Source organism: Fructobacillus americanaquae, from assembly GCF_024029775.1.
Lineage (GTDB): Bacteria > Bacillota > Bacilli > Lactobacillales > Lactobacillaceae > Fructobacillus > Fructobacillus americanaquae.
This window is the reverse complement of record NZ_CP097122.1, coordinates 968,286-982,776: the sequence shown is the minus strand read 5'-3', so window position 1 is coordinate 982,776 and position 14,491 is coordinate 968,286. Positions and strand designations below refer to the sequence as shown.

Annotated in this window: 16 protein-coding genes; 10 read left to right on the top strand and 6 right to left on the bottom strand. The window is 43.0% G+C overall.

Annotation, left to right across the window (positions count from 1 at the left end; genetic code table 11):
- The first annotated feature begins 29 nt into the window (after positions 1-29).
- The 6 genes from M3M36_RS04805 to M3M36_RS04780 all read left to right on the top strand — a co-directional run bounded on the left by M3M36_RS04805 (position 30) and on the right by M3M36_RS04780 (position 5,465).
- Positions 30-1,247 (top strand): PTS transporter subunit EIIC, encoded by a 1,218-nt coding sequence (locus tag M3M36_RS04805; protein WP_252773470.1) that lies wholly within the window; start codon positions 30-32, stop codon positions 1,245-1,247.
- Positions 1,240-2,124 carry an alpha/beta hydrolase gene (locus M3M36_RS04800; RefSeq protein ID WP_252773469.1) on the top strand — a complete coding sequence of 295 codons (885 nt, stop codon included), beginning with the start codon at positions 1,240-1,242 and terminating at the stop codon, positions 2,122-2,124. The genes M3M36_RS04805 and M3M36_RS04800 overlap by 8 nt, the downstream gene beginning before the upstream one ends.
- Before the next feature lie 39 nt (positions 2,125-2,163).
- The gene (locus M3M36_RS04795; RefSeq protein WP_252773468.1) at positions 2,164-3,093 is read left to right on the top strand and encodes a TPM domain-containing protein; all 930 of its coding nucleotides are present in this window, start codon (positions 2,164-2,166) and stop codon (positions 3,091-3,093) included.
- Between the two features lie 86 nt (positions 3,094-3,179).
- Positions 3,180-3,806 carry a LemA family protein gene (locus M3M36_RS04790; RefSeq protein WP_252773467.1) on the top strand — a complete coding sequence of 209 codons (627 nt, stop codon included), beginning with the start codon at positions 3,180-3,182 and terminating at the stop codon, positions 3,804-3,806.
- 245 nt (positions 3,807-4,051) lie between these two features.
- Positions 4,052-5,107 (top strand): AEC family transporter, encoded by a 1,056-nt coding sequence (locus M3M36_RS04785; RefSeq protein WP_252773466.1) that lies wholly within the window; start codon positions 4,052-4,054, stop codon positions 5,105-5,107.
- Between the two features lie 175 nt (positions 5,108-5,282).
- Positions 5,283-5,465, top strand: a complete 183-nt coding sequence (locus M3M36_RS04780) for a hypothetical protein (RefSeq protein ID WP_252773465.1) — start codon at positions 5,283-5,285, stop codon at positions 5,463-5,465.
- Between the two features lie 96 nt (positions 5,466-5,561).
- On the opposite strand, the gene M3M36_RS04775 is transcribed toward M3M36_RS04780, so the two are convergent.
- The 5 genes from M3M36_RS04775 to M3M36_RS04755 form a co-directional block, all read right to left on the bottom strand.
- Positions 5,562-5,924 (bottom strand): YdcF family protein, encoded by a 363-nt coding sequence (locus M3M36_RS04775; protein ID WP_252773464.1) that lies wholly within the window; start codon positions 5,922-5,924, stop codon positions 5,562-5,564.
- Positions 5,873-6,343, bottom strand: coding sequence for a YdcF family protein (locus M3M36_RS04770; protein ID WP_252773463.1), 471 nt, complete (start codon positions 6,341-6,343; stop codon positions 5,873-5,875). The genes M3M36_RS04775 and M3M36_RS04770 overlap by 52 nt, the downstream gene beginning before the upstream one ends.
- On the bottom strand, positions 6,336-6,581 hold the full coding sequence (locus tag M3M36_RS04765) for a hypothetical protein (RefSeq protein ID WP_252773462.1): 246 nt from the start codon (positions 6,579-6,581) through the stop codon (positions 6,336-6,338). The genes M3M36_RS04770 and M3M36_RS04765 overlap by 8 nt, the downstream gene beginning before the upstream one ends.
- A 151-nt stretch (positions 6,582-6,732) precedes the next feature.
- Positions 6,733-7,263: a DUF4811 domain-containing protein gene (locus M3M36_RS04760; protein WP_252773461.1), complete on the bottom strand. Its 531-nt coding sequence runs from the start codon at positions 7,261-7,263 to the stop codon at positions 6,733-6,735.
- A 2-nt stretch (positions 7,264-7,265) separates the two neighbouring features.
- The gene (locus M3M36_RS04755; RefSeq protein WP_252773460.1) at positions 7,266-8,756 is read right to left on the bottom strand and encodes an MDR family MFS transporter; all 1,491 of its coding nucleotides are present in this window, start codon (positions 8,754-8,756) and stop codon (positions 7,266-7,268) included.
- 168 nt (positions 8,757-8,924) lie between these two features.
- Here M3M36_RS04755 and M3M36_RS04750 point away from each other — a divergent pair, with 168 nt between their 5' ends.
- Complete coding sequence (locus M3M36_RS04750) at positions 8,925-9,479, top strand: TetR/AcrR family transcriptional regulator (RefSeq protein ID WP_252773459.1); 555 nt, start codon at positions 8,925-8,927, stop codon at positions 9,477-9,479.
- A gap of 369 nt (positions 9,480-9,848) precedes the next feature.
- Here the strand turns inward: M3M36_RS04750 and M3M36_RS04745 are convergent, their stop codons facing one another.
- A complete protein-coding gene (locus M3M36_RS04745; protein ID WP_252773458.1) occupies positions 9,849-10,406 on the bottom strand; it encodes an NAD(P)H-dependent oxidoreductase in 558 nt (185 codons plus the stop codon).
- Between the two features lie 220 nt (positions 10,407-10,626).
- Here M3M36_RS04745 and M3M36_RS04740 point away from each other — a divergent pair, with 220 nt between their 5' ends.
- The 3 genes from M3M36_RS04740 to M3M36_RS04730 all read left to right on the top strand — a co-directional run bounded on the left by M3M36_RS04740 (position 10,627) and on the right by M3M36_RS04730 (position 14,292).
- On the top strand, positions 10,627-10,845 hold the full coding sequence (locus M3M36_RS04740) for a hypothetical protein (RefSeq protein ID WP_252773457.1): 219 nt from the start codon (positions 10,627-10,629) through the stop codon (positions 10,843-10,845).
- Between the two features lie 138 nt (positions 10,846-10,983).
- Positions 10,984-13,206 (top strand): glycosyltransferase family 39 protein, encoded by a 2,223-nt coding sequence (locus tag M3M36_RS04735; protein ID WP_252773456.1) that lies wholly within the window; start codon positions 10,984-10,986, stop codon positions 13,204-13,206.
- An 18-nt stretch (positions 13,207-13,224) separates the two neighbouring features.
- Positions 13,225-14,292 carry a glycosyltransferase family 2 protein gene (locus M3M36_RS04730; protein WP_252773455.1) on the top strand — a complete coding sequence of 356 codons (1,068 nt, stop codon included), beginning with the start codon at positions 13,225-13,227 and terminating at the stop codon, positions 14,290-14,292.
- Positions 14,293-14,491: the final 199 nt, after the last annotated feature.

The following is a 14,491-nucleotide window of genomic DNA, read 5'->3' as shown; positions in this document are numbered from 1 at the left end:
TTTTGGGGTTAGTTTGGAGGCACTGTTACATGTTTGCAAAGATCCTAGCAAGGGTTCAAAGATGGGATCGGGCTTGGGTAGGTCTTTCACCTATCAAAAATCTTTTTTCTTCATTCAAACTAGTAATTCCTTTGGTGATTATTGATGTTTATTGGCGTTTGATTACTCGATTATTCTTAGACCCTGGCGCCCTGTTCGCCACAATTTTCCATTATAAAATTCACTTTTTTAACAATCCACTGATTTCCCAAGGAATCAGTAACGTTTTGGACTACCTCGTGGTGGCCTTTACAGTTGCGCTTTGGACAAAAAAGTATTTAACAGAAAAACTTTCTGAAAAACGCGACCCCATCCTGCCGGTGACCGTTAACTTTGGCCTAGTCTTAATCCAAACTTTCTCGTCTGGTTTCAGCCAGGGACAGCTAACCATTCATCTCGGCCTGTGTTTACTCATCACCTATCTGATCAACCTCACTTACTTGGGGTTAACCAAAATCACGAAAGACCGGTTGCAGGACATGGGTTTTACCTATCTAAGTTGGGCAGCCATTGTCTCAATCCTCGTCGTGGTGGGCACATCATTTATACCAAACATTGTCACCCAAGGAACGTATACTACCTTCTTTTCATCTGACTTTTTTGCCCATTATTATTCATTGGCATTGGTTGCTGTTTTGGCACCCATCTTGTTCGTTTTGGGTATTAGCATTCCCTTAGACCTGTCCACCGGCGCCACAGATTTAGCCCAGGTGAACACAAACCTGAACGCCGTTTACCAATCAGTGATGGCCACATTGCCACAACCACAAAACCCCTACTCTGTTTTAACCGCTTCAGCTATGATTGGTGGTGTTGGGGCAACCCTAGGATTAGCACTAATTCTTATATTTGCTAAAAGTAAACAGAACCGGCGACTTGGCCTCTGGTCACTACTCCCAGCTCTATTTGACAACAATCGCATTTTAGCTTACGGAATTCCGCTTTTCTTGCGGCCACTGACATTGGTACCGATGATTTTGAGTTCCCTCTTTGGGTCACTGTCGGCTAGTGTCGCCATTAAGCTCGATTTTGTTCGGCCAACCGTCTTTAGCGCTCCCAGTGGGACACCCCACTTACTGCTTGGCTTTATGGCCAGCCAAACCCCTTGGCGATCATTAATCCTAGCGATCTTTGTTTTGCTTGGTTCAATTTTGATTTACTGGCCATTCGTCAAGGACATGGTTAAAAAGGAGGTTAAGCATGGCTAAAAGTACAAAATTCATGCTCTTCTTAACAGTCCTATTGACCGTTATCATTGCGCTCTTTGGTCGTGTCTGGATGCTTTCTGAGCACCAAAATGACCGAGCAATTCAAAAATCGCGGATGGAACCCGTTATCTTTGTTCCCGGATCTAGTGCCACTGTCAGACGGTTCGATGATCTCTTTGCTACCATTAACTCAGAAGACCGTGATAAAGGAACTCACTCTGTCTTGAAGGTTCAGGTCAATTATAATGGTAGTTTGACTTATTCCGGTCACGTTGATGGTTCCAACCGTCGACCATTTATCGTTGTTGGCTTCGAACGCAACCAGGATAATTATCCAACCATTCAAGCTGATTCTGAGGCGCTCTCTAAGGTGATGACCGACCTCCAATCCCGCTATCATTTCCGGAATTTCTCAGCTGTTGGTCACTCCAACGGTGGGCTGATTTGGACGGATTACTTGGAAAATTACTATAGTGCAGCAAACTTGCACATTCGGACGCTGATGACTTTAGGAACACCTTTCAACTTCTCTGAAACATCCACAACACGACAAACAACCATGCTTTCAGATATGATTGCTGGTGCAAGCAGCCTCCCGAGCGATTTGGTCGTCTACTCGGTTGCCGGTTCAGAAGATTACACAGACGACGGTACAGTCCCTGTTCAATCGGTGCTTTCTGGTAAGTATATTTTCCAAAAACAGGTTGCTAAGTATACTCAAACAACGGTTTCAGGCGATAACGCTGGCCATTCAAAGCTACCGGAAAACCCTGAAGTCATTAACCTGATTCGCGAACTGGTTTTACAAAATCCAAATGACGGGTCTAAGCTAACACCAAAAAGCGCCAAAAACATCAGTGGCGGCTTTAGCCGCTAATCGCTTGTCAACTATTTTGTTTCATTAATTGGAGGTCTTATGATGGCTTTGCTAAAAAATAAAATCGGGCTAGCCACCATTAGCGCATTCGCCCTCTTCTTCCTGAGTTGCCACTTTCAAACGGCTCAAGCAGAAGACCCAAACACAATTGAGCCCAGCTCGAACTTTGTGGTGACTGATCATGCCAATGTGCTTTCAGACCAAACCAAGCAGGCTATCTTAAAGCAGGAGCAAACCTTTAAAAAAACCAAAGAACAGCCGCAAGTAGCGGTTTTAACTATCAACAATACCGATGGCCAATCAATTCGCGACTTCACTAACAGTTTAACTATGCGCTCAGTCTGGCACGCTGGTAAAAAAGGGCAAGACAATGGTGTCATTATTGTCTTTGCTAAGAATAACGGTCAAAATAACGTGCGGGTGGTGACCGGAACAGGTGTTGAATCCGTTCTACCTGATGGCAAAATTTATCAGCTTCTGCAAGCCAACCAACAAGAGTTAAAGTCTTCAGATCCAAACGCTATTGATCGGGGAATCCGCAACCTCTTTTTACAAGTTGAAAAGACACTCCCAACCACCCAAACAAGTGGCAAACAAAGTGCTTCAACAACCAGTTCAGTGATTGCCCTTGGTCTAATTACCATCCTTCTCCTTATTATTTTCTTAGTTTGGTCCAAGATGCGGCGTCTTAATGGCAGCAAAGGATCTTATTATGGTACTGATAATAGTAATAATATCAACCGCTTTAATCAGACCTCAAATAGGCCCCAACGCGGCCATCATTCTGGTCTGGATTGGTTCTTAGGTGGATTTCTACTATCAAACCTTTTCTCGGGTACAAGGCGGCATTATTACGATGACCATTATGATGGCTTTGGTGGCGAATCTAATTTTGATGGTTCAGACTTCGGTGGTGGCTCTGATTCCGGCGGTGGTGGTAACTTTGGTGGTGGCGGGTCCGATTTTTAAAGACTAGCCACTCTTGTTTCAAAGCCCATTCCTCGCTACAATATTTCTAATAGCTCATCGCTAAACAACGATAAAGGATACGAATCATGACGATTATTAATGAAAAGGCACCCTTTTACAAGAAACGTGGTTGGCAAATTACGGCAGTCATTGCCCTTGTCTTCATCATTCTCATTGGTGGCTTTATTTCTTCTGCCAACGGCTTATCCCGCAAGGAACAGGACGTTGATGCTGCCACGGGTGGGATTCAAACCGCGCTGCAAAACCGCGCCGATTTGATTCCAAATTTGGTCAATGCTGTTAAGGGAGCCCAGGGACAGGAATCTGCCATTTACGGTAAGATTGCCGATGCCAGAACTCAATACAATCAAGCAAAGCAAAGCTATGCAAATGCCAATGATCAAGACCAAAAGACAACAGCCATGCAAAATCAAGATAAGGCTTTCAATTTGATGGTTTCCACAATTAACGAAAACTATCCGGATTTGAAGTCCTCTGACCAAATCCAAACTTTGATGGTCCAACTAGAAGGTGTCAACAACCGTGTCACTTACGAACGTAAGGTTTATAACAAGGCTGTTCAAGACTACAATAATAAAGTTGTAGCATTTCCAAGTTCTTTGGTGGCTTCTCTAACCAATCACCATAAGTTCAACTACTTCACCGCAGACAGTTCTGCCCAAGAAAATCCAACTGTTAACTTCGGTAACTAATTTTGCAGAAGACAGCAGAAAGCCCCAACTATTACTGGTTGGGGCTATTTTTGTCTCACATAAAGAATAATACTATTATACAAGAACTTCGATAATCGAACAATCTTTTTAGCCATTTCTTTTATTTCATTTCGTTACAGCTTTGTAAGTTAATTTTTCTAACAAGAGAATTGTTCTAATTTAATTTTAATGATAGACTAATAAATAAACCATTAGGCGCCAAAAATTGGCAACGGGAGGTATACATGTCGATTAGTTCTGCTCTTGAAAAAACGCTTACCAACAATTCGATTATCGCTGCAATTGTGGAAACCCTAGGAACTATCCTATTAGGTTTTTTTCTCCGCAACCGGCAAACTCTTAGCCAAGACGCCGTCAAAACCTTGACGAGCATTACCACGAGTGTTGCCCTCCCCCTCTTAGCCTTTACAGCCTTTCTTACGCCATTGAACCATCAAACCCTCGTTCAAAGTATCGATGTTCTGATTTGGGGCTTGATTATTTATGTTATCTTGATTGTCACGATGCCCTTTTTATACGGTCGCTACGGCAAAGACCAACGCGAAGTTTTAGGTGTGTTAACTGCTTTTGGATCAACGACCTTTTTCGGGATGCCAATCGCGGGCGCTGTTTACGGTGCCAAAGGAATTATGTACGCCTCCGTTTTTAATATCGGCTATCGTGTCTTCTTATACTCCTACGCCTACATCAAAATGTCTGGCGAACAGCTACGCGGCGAGCACATCAAAAAAATGCTGGTTAATCCAATTATCATTGCCACTTTTCTTGGCCTAATCCTCTGGGTTAGTCAAAACTGGATGTCTCAAATTAGTAGCTACAGTGAAAGTAATCCCAGCCACGTGGCCTTCTACCGCCTCGATGTAACCGTCCCTTGGCTTTTTTCCTGGATGAAACTATTAGCCGGTCTAGCATCGCCACTGGCTTGGTTAGCCATTGGGGCAAACTTGGCTCAGATGTCCTTCACAGATGCCATTAAAAACCACACCGCTTGGTACTATTCCTTTAATAAAGTCATCATTGTCCCAATCATCATGGCGGCCATCGCCATCTTAGCAAATGTCACCCATCTTTTGCCCGTTGACCAAGTGGCAATGGCAACAATGGTCATCATGATGGCGACCCCTGTTGCAACGGTGGCAGTCAACTACGCCATGGCCTTCAACCATCAAAGCTTACTGGCGGCCAATACCTCACTGATTTCGACAATTTCAGCCACCATAGTCTTGCCACTCTGGATTATCATTGTGCAACTTTTGGGCGAATTACCAGTCTTTAAATAGCAAAAGCAAACCCTCATCAATCGCCGCGGTCAAAGAATCACATTCGCTAACTAATAACGCCCGATCTAACTTTTAATACTAGTCAAAAACAACAGGTTGACCAGATTGTCTCTTTTTCAATCAACTATTAATCGGTATAATATTCCTTATTGAAGAGTTGAAAGGAGCCAAAATCATGGCCATTGTTGGATTACTCGTCGTTACCTTTGCTTTATTAATTATCTTATTTGCGGCTGCTCATGGCTGGAAGCTTTTCCGCAAGGGAGACGTTAGCATGCTCCCACTGCTTGGAATTGCCGCCTTTCTTTTTCTAATCGGGCTTGCCTTTATTATTTATAACCTGACGACCCTTCATTAATGCCAGGCAAGAAAATCAAATTCGAACTAGCCCCGATTAGCAGTAATACTATCAAAAACGATGACCACTGACCAAACATCAGTGACCATCGTTTTTTTAAAAAGCAAGAAAATAAGCAAGAAAGGCTTCAACGACCAAAAGCAAAAAGGTAATCAGACGGTAATAAGAAAGAATTCCGATGTACTCTCGGATCAAGGCCGTCGGCAAAAAGTACAGAGAAGTTGGTGCGCCGATTCCCTGGGCTGAAAAACCAATTCGCTTGGAATAAAGGCTGGCCCGCATAACATGGTAATTACTGGTCGCAAAGAGAATCTGCGGTTGACCGGTGTGGCCTGATTTTTCCCAGTCCGCTAAAATTTTCTCCTTAGAAAACATAAAATTCTCAAAGGTATTGCGGGACTGATCCTCTAAGATAATCTTTTCTGTCGGTACACCAACTTCAAGTAAATACTTGCGCATGGCATCCGCTTCAGAAGTACTTTCGTCAGATCCTTTCCGCCGGAAACCACAAACTTAGGCTTCTGCCCTTCATCGGCCTGGCGATAATAGTGTAAAGCTTGATCTACCCGACTTTGGAGCAACGGCGTTACTCGGCCATTATGGATATAACTACCAAGAACAATCATGTAATCGGCCTTTTTCGTGGCAGGCAAAACTTGATATAAAAGTGAATAACCCAGATAACTAAGAAAAAACAGGAAGAAAGTATTGTAAATTAACAATCCCAGAACATAAGCAAAGAAAAGCAAGCGGCCATGGACTTCTCCAACTACAAAAAGTAAATAAAAGTCAATGCCCATCGTTACAGCCAAAAAGAGCGCTAATTTAGCAGTGAAGCTTTGACCTTCCTTATGGGAAATAATATTAGTATTACACACCAACCAAAAAAATGAGGAAGGCAATAACCACAATTGGTAATAAAATGACTAGAACGTTCATCACTGGTACCTGCTGGTCTAAAACATAGCCAGCCAGTTTCAGGTACAAAGCCATGACAGTCAGCAGCAAGGAAAAAATTAATAAACTCCCAACAATGAAGTTTCGCTTATCAATGGCAACAGCAACGATTGCAATGACGATAAGCGCTAATAATAAATAAATTAATGGTGTCAGCATTTCAGCCACCCTCTTTACACTTTTATTTCAATTATAACAGAAATCAATGCCAAAATAGAAAAAGCACCCGGAAAGCAGAATCCGGGTGCTTGGAGAGAAGAATAAATTAAGCAGAAATGTATTTTAAGCATAAGTTAACTTTAAGCGTTAGTTACTTCAGAACAACTTGCCAGCTAGTAGGCACTTCTAAAGTGTGTACTTCCTTGACCAAGTTATCTTCTTTATTTTGCTTGAACAACCACTTATAAGTGTCATTCTTGTAAACCCATTTCGTCGTCGTTGTCTTGACTTGAGCAGTTTGAATATCAGCCTTCTTATAAGTAGCTGACTGCTTAACTGCTTTCACAATGTCACTCGTATCAGGAACAAAGTGAGCAGATGCTTCCTTGTCCGCTTCTTGGTCTTTATAAACCAATACATAGTCATCAGTACCAATCTTCTTAGCAGCAACCATGCCAACAGGCATTTGAGCAGGTGCAGCAGAGTAAACTTCCTTTGTTGCGACTGTTGTTTCCTTCTTCATCCCGTAATGAGCGTCCATATTAGCAGCCAACAGACCGATTGAAGCAATCATTGCCAATGAGAAAATTGTTCCAAAAATAGCCTTCAAGACTTTTGATGGAATCAAAAACCAGCTAGCAGCAGTCAAGATAACAAAAAGCGGAATAATTACCAAAATCATGATTAAGCTTCCTCCTTCTTATCTTGCTTAACAAAGAATGCCAAGATGAAGCCCAACATGGCGAAACCAAGACTAATCATAAAGGCAATCTTGAAACCATCCAAAGAAGCATCCAACATCTTGCTTGCGTAACGCAATGGTTCTGTAACCTTCAGATGGGTACTTGGTGTATTGTTGTTGATTACGTTTTGGACAACTGATGTCAATAAAGCAACCACCACAGAGTTGGCCACCTGACGCAAGGTGTTATTAGCAGCAGTTCCATGAGATGCTTTTGCATCAGGCAAAGCGGCCATCGCATTGGTTGTCATTGGCATCATCGCCATGGCAATTCCGGCCATTCGAACACCATACAAGACAGTAATAATAATCGTTGGTGTTTCAGGAGTTAAGAACAAGAATGGGAAAGTTCCCAAACCAAGAATAGCAAAACCGACCATTCCCAAGACCCTTGCACCAACCTTGTTATACAAGGCGCCCGAGACGGCACTGAAGACCCCCATTAACAAGGCTCCCCAAAGCAAAGTTAATCCAGAATCAAATGCTGACAAGCCACGCACGTTTTGCAAGTACGTTGGCAACATCATTTCAACACCGAACATGGCCATCATCGCCAAAATTCCAACAACAGTTGGAATCGTGAAGTCCTTAGTCAAGAAAACCTTCACGTCCAAAAATGGATTCGACAATTTCAACTGACGCCAAACAAAGATTACGATAAGCAAAACACCGGCAAAAACTGGGACAAGGACGTTTGGCACATTACCCCAACCGTGTGAGCCAACATTGGTGAAGCCCCACAAGAAGAGACCAAAACCAATTGTTGAAAGAATTAATGATAAGAAATCAAGCTTAACCTTCTTAGTTGGCACAACATTTTTCATCAAAAATGGTGTCATAATCAGCGCAATCCCAGTGATAATCAAAGGAATTAAGAAAGTTGAGCGCCAACTATCAGACAAGGTGAAGGCTAAAATTGTATGATCTTGCTTCAAAATCCACCCTGACAAGGTTGGCCCAATGGCTGGAGCCATTCCGATGACTAATCCCATCGCACCCATGGCTGCGCCTCGCTCTTCGGGGGCATACATGTTCAAGATGACGATTTGCATCATTGGCATCATAATTCCAAAGGCCATGGCTGAAATAATTCGACCAATAATGAAAATCCACCAAGACCCACTATTTTCTGGTGTCCACATGGTTACCAGGACCCCAATAAAGAGTAATCCGTAGGCAATCATGTGTAAAACTTTAGTCGGAATTCGGTTAGCTAAGTAAGCTGACAGTGGCACCATCATCCCATTAAAGAGAAGGAACCATGTCGTTGCTTGTTGTGCTGTTGACAAGTTAATGTCGAAAGCTTTCATTAGAGAAGGAATGGCCGTCCCCAATGATGTCTGCATCAACGCACCGGCTGTCATGGCAATCATCATGACTACGACGACGAGTGTTCGATTGTAAGTTCGCTTGTTTGTTTGAACTGCTTCCATCGTTATTTCCTTTCGTGGTACAATGTGTACCAGTTACTTCATGGAACATAGTGTAACAGCTAGAATTAACTGAGTCAACCTGTTTCACTAAATTCTTTTATTTGCTATAATATTCTTAGAAATAAAGGAATTTAATCACAAAACGACACCTGTCGTGGAGGAAACCAGATGAAATTTGGCCAACAAGAAAATATCCGAGTTAAGCAACAAATTGTTGACGGTTTTTTTGAACAATTAAAAGAACAACCCCTTTCAGAAATCCGTGTTGCCCAGTTGATTAAGTCAGCTGGGGTTGCACGGGTGAGCTACTACCGCAACTTCGATAGTATTGAAGATATTCTGACCTTTTATTTAACCTGTTTGGTTGTTCAGCATCATCAGCAAGAAAAACAAAGTGCACCCTCTCATAATCACAGCCGGGAAACAATGAAAATTCACTTTACTGATTCTTTTGTGGCTTTTAAGAGTCAGGAAGAGCGCTTTATGCTGTTAATCGACCGGGGCCTTTCTAGCCATATTTATGAATTTTTTGTGAACTTTGGTGAAATCATCAAAGCTAAACACCCTGAAAAAAAGGATAGTTTTAATTATCAGCACATCTTTGTTTTCGGTGCTTCCTTCCACGTAATGATGGCCTGGTTACAAAATGGAGCCAAGGAAAGCCCCGAAGAAATGGCTGATTTTTTGGTCAATACGATGCCGGATAGTTTTTTCGACAACTAACAGCCCGTAAAAGAATGAACCGATACTTTTTAATAGAGGCCAACTTACTAAGAGTTTTGGCTTCTTTACGTCGTTTATCGACAAGAAACCACAAGAAAAGAACCTTGGAAGCTGAATACTAGTACTGAACTGATAGAACTACAATTGAAGAAACTTTGTGAAAAAAACTAGTTAATCAGAACCAAAAAAGAAATTTGCTAGTCGGGTTATTTTCAAATCTGTTCTCTCTGGTTGGTCACCAAAAAGTCCACTAGCATGTGACTCTTTGGTGGCGTTGCCCTCTCTTTCACCTATAAGGCCATTATTTCAAACAGCAAAATCCGGAACAGAAAAGGACTGGCGTTCATTAACGCCAGTCCTTCTTTTCATTTAGTCAATTGTCGCCGCGCACTTTTCAATATATGCTTGCCGGTCTTTTTGTGTCACTCCTGAATCCATGTGACCCAAAACATAAGCTTTGTTCAGCTTAATTCCTGTGTAAGAAAAAATTCCTAACTTATAACGGCTCACAATGTTACCAAACAGCTTGTAATACCAGCCACCAAAATTAGAACTTGTAAAGACGTCCGCCTTCTTGCCCGTTAGGTGCTTAACGATTTTCCCGTTACGACGGTTATAAGCAAAGCCAGGTGTGAAGACACGGTCAATCATCCCCTTCAAAACAGACGGTTCTGCTGACCACCAAATGGGGAAGAAGAAGGAAATCCGATCTGCCCAAGCAATTTTTTCTTGAACGAGCATCGGAAAACTTTCATCGTCCATATGCTGGCGGTAACCATAGCGTAGGACACAATCAAAATTAGCAGTTGCTAGGTCAACAACTTGAACGTCATGGCCTTTTTCTTTTGCCACCGCTGCGAAATTCATCGCATTAGCGTGGGTAAATGATTCTTGATCAGGGTGGCCCTGAATAACAAGCATTTTCATGTTATTTTTCCTTTTCGGTTCGAATACCCACTCGGATATTCGTTATTGCACCATATTTTTTTACATTATAGCACCTTTATCAGCAAACAATGTTTTATTAAAGACAACCATCACAGTCTCTTTCAGACTGATTTTTAAAAAATTTGGACTACACGGGCTTATCTTGACAATTTTTATTCGAAAGCCCATACTTCTTTATAAGAATACCGGAGGCGTAAAAATGACTCAAACATGGTTTTTCACCAACTTGACCCCCCTTGTTAGTGGCCGTTTGATGGCCGATGGAAAACAGCCATCTGCTTTCCATGTTTTTGCTATTTCAACTACAAAAAGTCTTTTAATGGTAGCTGTTGCCCTATTCTTATTTCCTGTTATGCAGCTTAATCAAGGCTCAATTGTGAGCTTTTTTATCGTTGTTAGAGACTGTCAATTTTTTTGATGGTTTTTTATTTTTTCATTTATCTAGTAACGGATTATAGTTCGTTGGCTATTTTAATCTTCACTTGATACTCACTTAATCTTGATATAGCGCTTTAGGCCTACACTAACTTTATTCGAACGAAGGAGGTCCTCGCTTTTGCGATTAAAAAGGATACACAAACTTGATTGGTACCTAGTCGGCATTCTGATTCTCAGCGCCATTTTATATGGTTGGGGTACCTGGGATGCAGGCAGTGCTAACAGTTTCTACACTGCAGCCATCACTTCCATGACAAAGTCATGGTCAAACTTCTGGTATGGGGCTTTTGACCCCGCCGGCTTCATTACGGTGGATAAGCCACCTGTAGCGCTTTGGTTCATGGCCATCTCTGCTAAGATTTTCGGTGTTCACGGCTGGTCCGTTGTCCTCCCAAGTGTCTTAGCAGGAATCGCCTCTGTTTACCTAATGTACCGTCTCTTAGAGCCAAAATTTGGCGTCTGGGCAGGACGAACAGCAGCGCTATTCATGACGTTGACGCCCACTGTTGTCGCCAATAGTCGGACAAACAACATGGATGCCATCTTAGTACTTTTCCTTCTGTTAGCAGTTTTCACCTTGCAAAAAACTGTTAATAAGAAGAATGTCTGGTTAGTCATGTTGAGCTTTGCTCTGATTGGTGTTTCCTTTAACATCAAGATGCTCCAAGCCTTCATGATTTTACCAGCCATGTTCGTCTACTACATCATCGCCATCAAGGTCCCTTGGAAAAAGAAGGTTGGCTGGTTAGGACTTGCAGTCGTTTCCCTTTCCGTCTTTACCTTGGCTTACCCAATGGCAGTTGATTCAGCAAGCAAGAGTTCACGTCCTTATATTGGTAGTTCTCAAACTAATTCCTTGATGGAATTAGCCTTTGGCTACAACGGGACACAACGTTTACTTGGGCAATCAACTGGTACTGGTGGGACATTCTCTGGTATGGGAACAAAGAAGACTTCAAAGTCTTCAAAATCAACCACTGGTGCTAATCAAATGGGCCAGGCTCCTACAACAGGAACCAATGGTCAAAATCAGACCGGCACACAAACCGGTCAGACCACTAATAGCAATACACCAACTGGTCAAGCACCAACAGGCCAAGCTGGTCAAGCTCCTACTGGTATGAACGGCCAAAAGCCAACCGGTAAGATGGGCAAGATGACCGGTCAACCTGGTGGTAAAACTGGCAAGCGTGGCGGCATGGGCGGTGCTGGAAGTGCCTTCGCCATCGGTTCTATCGGGCCATTCCGTCTCTTCCAATCCGATCTTGGTTCTCAAATTGGTTGGTATCTCCCATTAGCCTTCCTTGGCCTCATTGCTGGTTGGCTTGGCTTCCGCAAGCGCGGCAGCAAGTGGTACCACGTTACAAGTCAACAAGAAGAAGTTCTCCTGTGGGCCGGCTGGTTCGTCCCTGTTTACGGCTTCTTCTCAGTTGCTTCATTCTTCCACCCATACTACACCATCATGTTGGCACCAGCCATTGCTGCCTTAACGGCCATCGGTGTCGCTGCCGTTACCAAAATGATGAAGGTCAATGTCAACACTGAAGATGAAACCGTTGGCAAGACGCAACCATTTGTTGCCCGCATCATTCTTAGTGTAGCCGTGATTGCCACGCTCCTCCTACAAGCTTATTACGTTTCTTCTTATTATCCAGTGATTACTGGAATCCTGATTGTCTTGGCCCTTGGCCTTGGTGTCTGGTGGCTCTTCCCACAAAAAACAGCAATCAAAGCAAAAGTGATTGCCACAGCTGTTTCAGTCTTGGCGATGGGTGCCTTCTGGGCTTCCACACCAACTATCACCCATACTTCAGCAGCCATTCCAGCTGCTGGTCCATCACTCTTCAGTCGTGGCGGTACCGATATGGGTGGTACTGTCAACAAAAAGCTCTTAGCCTACACTGAAAAGCACCAAGGTTCTGCTAAGTACCTTTTTGCCACAACTGATTCAAACTCCGCTTCCGGTTACATTATCAAATCAGGGAAGGCTGTCATGGCCCTTGGAGGTTACAATGGTACTGATCCAACTATGACCTTTAAGCAATTTAAGCAGCTTGTCAAGGACGGCAAGTTGAAGTACTTCGTCCTTGGTTCCCGTAGTAAGAGTTCTGATGGCCAAATTAAGAAAATTCTGGCCTGGGTAAAAGCAAAGGGTACAGTTGTCAACTATGACTCAAGTTCAAAGTCTAAAACGACAACTACTAACCAAGCAACAACAGCAACCACTACAACAACGACAACTGCTGGCGGTTCACCTACAGCCCGCATGACAGCCGGTGGTCCAACAGGAATGGGTGGCTCCTCAAGCTCTACCTTGTACGATTTGTCCTCAATTTATTAAGACGAAAGGAGTCCAATTATGTTGACACGTTCAAAAATCCCACGATTAGGGTTAATCCTACCAGCTTATAATGAAGAAGAAGTTCTTCCTACCACGTTGAACGTCCTCCAAGGGATTAAAGCAAGCTTGGTTAATCAGATGCTTGTCAGCGAAGATAGCTTCATTATGATTGTTGATGATGGTTCAGCGGATAAGACCTGGTCAATTATTCAACAGCAAGAACGACAAAATTCCGATATTATCGGTGTCAAGTTGTCTAAAAACTTTGGTCACCAACCAGCCCTGTTGGCCGGTATGACGGAAAGTAGCAAGCTGGCAGATATCATGATTACCCTTGATGCCGACATGCAGGACAATCCGGACGTTATTAAACAAATGGTCGAAAAGTATTTAGAAGGCAATGAAGTCGTCTATGCTGTACGCTCCAGTCGCGAAACCGATACTTGGTTCAAGCGTAATTCAGCTCTAGCTTTCTACAAGCTGGCTGGTTGGTTAGGGGTCAAAATGGTCCCCAACCATGCTGATTTCCGCTTAATGAGTAAAGTTGCCGTGAAGGCCCTCCTCAAAATGCCAGAACGCAACGTCTTTCTCAGGGCAATGGTTCCCTTGGTTGGGTTCCAGTCTGCTAAGGTCTACTACGAGCGTGGTGAGCGTCAAGCCGGTAAGTCTAAATATCCACTAAAAAAGATGTTCTCCTTTGCCATTGATGGGATCACAAGTTTTAGTATCCAACCAATTCGCTTACTGCTGCACCTAGGAATTCTCGTCATCGGAATTGCTGGCATCGAAATTGCTTATACGGTTTTTGAAAAAGTCGTCGGCAATCCAACAGCTGGCTGGTCATCATTAATGATTTCCATCTGGTTGCTCGGTGGTTTGAACCTAATTGCTTTGGGTGTTGTCGGTACCTATATTGGTAAAATCTTTACCGAGGTCAAGCACCGGCCACTTTTCCAGATTGAGCGTGAGGATGGCTACCCGGTGGCAGAAGAAAAACTGACAAAAGTCAGTCCAATGCCACAATCAGAAGAAACTGAAAACTATGAAACTGATTACCAGGTTGTCCACCAAGTGATTAGTCGCTAAGCAATTAGTTAACCTTGACTGGGATTAATCAATAAATATCCCCCTCAAAAGGATGCTGCTAACTCCATTGTTAGTGGCATTCTTTTTTGTTTTTTGGAGAATCTCATGCCAATTGATTTTAATTTTTGAACGTCCTTGATGAGCGACTAATGAAATTAGTAACGCTCTACCACGACAAGGATGCAAAAGCCTGCATTAA

Coding starts and splice junctions, on each gene's coding strand:
- M3M36_RS04805 (WP_252773470.1), top strand. CDS start 30: ATGTTTGCAAAGATCCTAGCAAGGGTTCAAAGATGGGATCGGGCTTGG.
- M3M36_RS04800 (WP_252773469.1), top strand. CDS start 1,240: ATGGCTAAAAGTACAAAATTCATGCTCTTCTTAACAGTCCTATTGACC.
- M3M36_RS04795 (WP_252773468.1), top strand. CDS start 2,164: ATGATGGCTTTGCTAAAAAATAAAATCGGGCTAGCCACCATTAGCGCA.
- M3M36_RS04790 (WP_252773467.1), top strand. CDS start 3,180: ATGACGATTATTAATGAAAAGGCACCCTTTTACAAGAAACGTGGTTGG.
- M3M36_RS04785 (WP_252773466.1), top strand. CDS start 4,052: ATGTCGATTAGTTCTGCTCTTGAAAAAACGCTTACCAACAATTCGATT.
- M3M36_RS04780 (WP_252773465.1), top strand. CDS start 5,283: ATGGCCATTGTTGGATTACTCGTCGTTACCTTTGCTTTATTAATTATC.
- M3M36_RS04775 (WP_252773464.1), bottom strand. CDS start 5,924: ATGCGCAAGTATTTACTTGAAGTTGGTGTACCGACAGAAAAGATTATC.
- M3M36_RS04765 (WP_252773462.1), bottom strand. CDS start 6,581: ATGCTGACACCATTAATTTATTTATTATTAGCGCTTATCGTCATTGCA.
- M3M36_RS04760 (WP_252773461.1), bottom strand. CDS start 7,263: ATGATTTTGGTAATTATTCCGCTTTTTGTTATCTTGACTGCTGCTAGC.
- M3M36_RS04755 (WP_252773460.1), bottom strand. CDS start 8,756: ATGGAAGCAGTTCAAACAAACAAGCGAACTTACAATCGAACACTCGTC.
- M3M36_RS04750 (WP_252773459.1), top strand. CDS start 8,925: ATGAAATTTGGCCAACAAGAAAATATCCGAGTTAAGCAACAAATTGTT.
- M3M36_RS04745 (WP_252773458.1), bottom strand. CDS start 10,406: ATGAAAATGCTTGTTATTCAGGGCCACCCTGATCAAGAATCATTTACC.
- M3M36_RS04740 (WP_252773457.1), top strand. CDS start 10,627: ATGACTCAAACATGGTTTTTCACCAACTTGACCCCCCTTGTTAGTGGC.
- M3M36_RS04730 (WP_252773455.1), top strand. CDS start 13,225: ATGTTGACACGTTCAAAAATCCCACGATTAGGGTTAATCCTACCAGCT.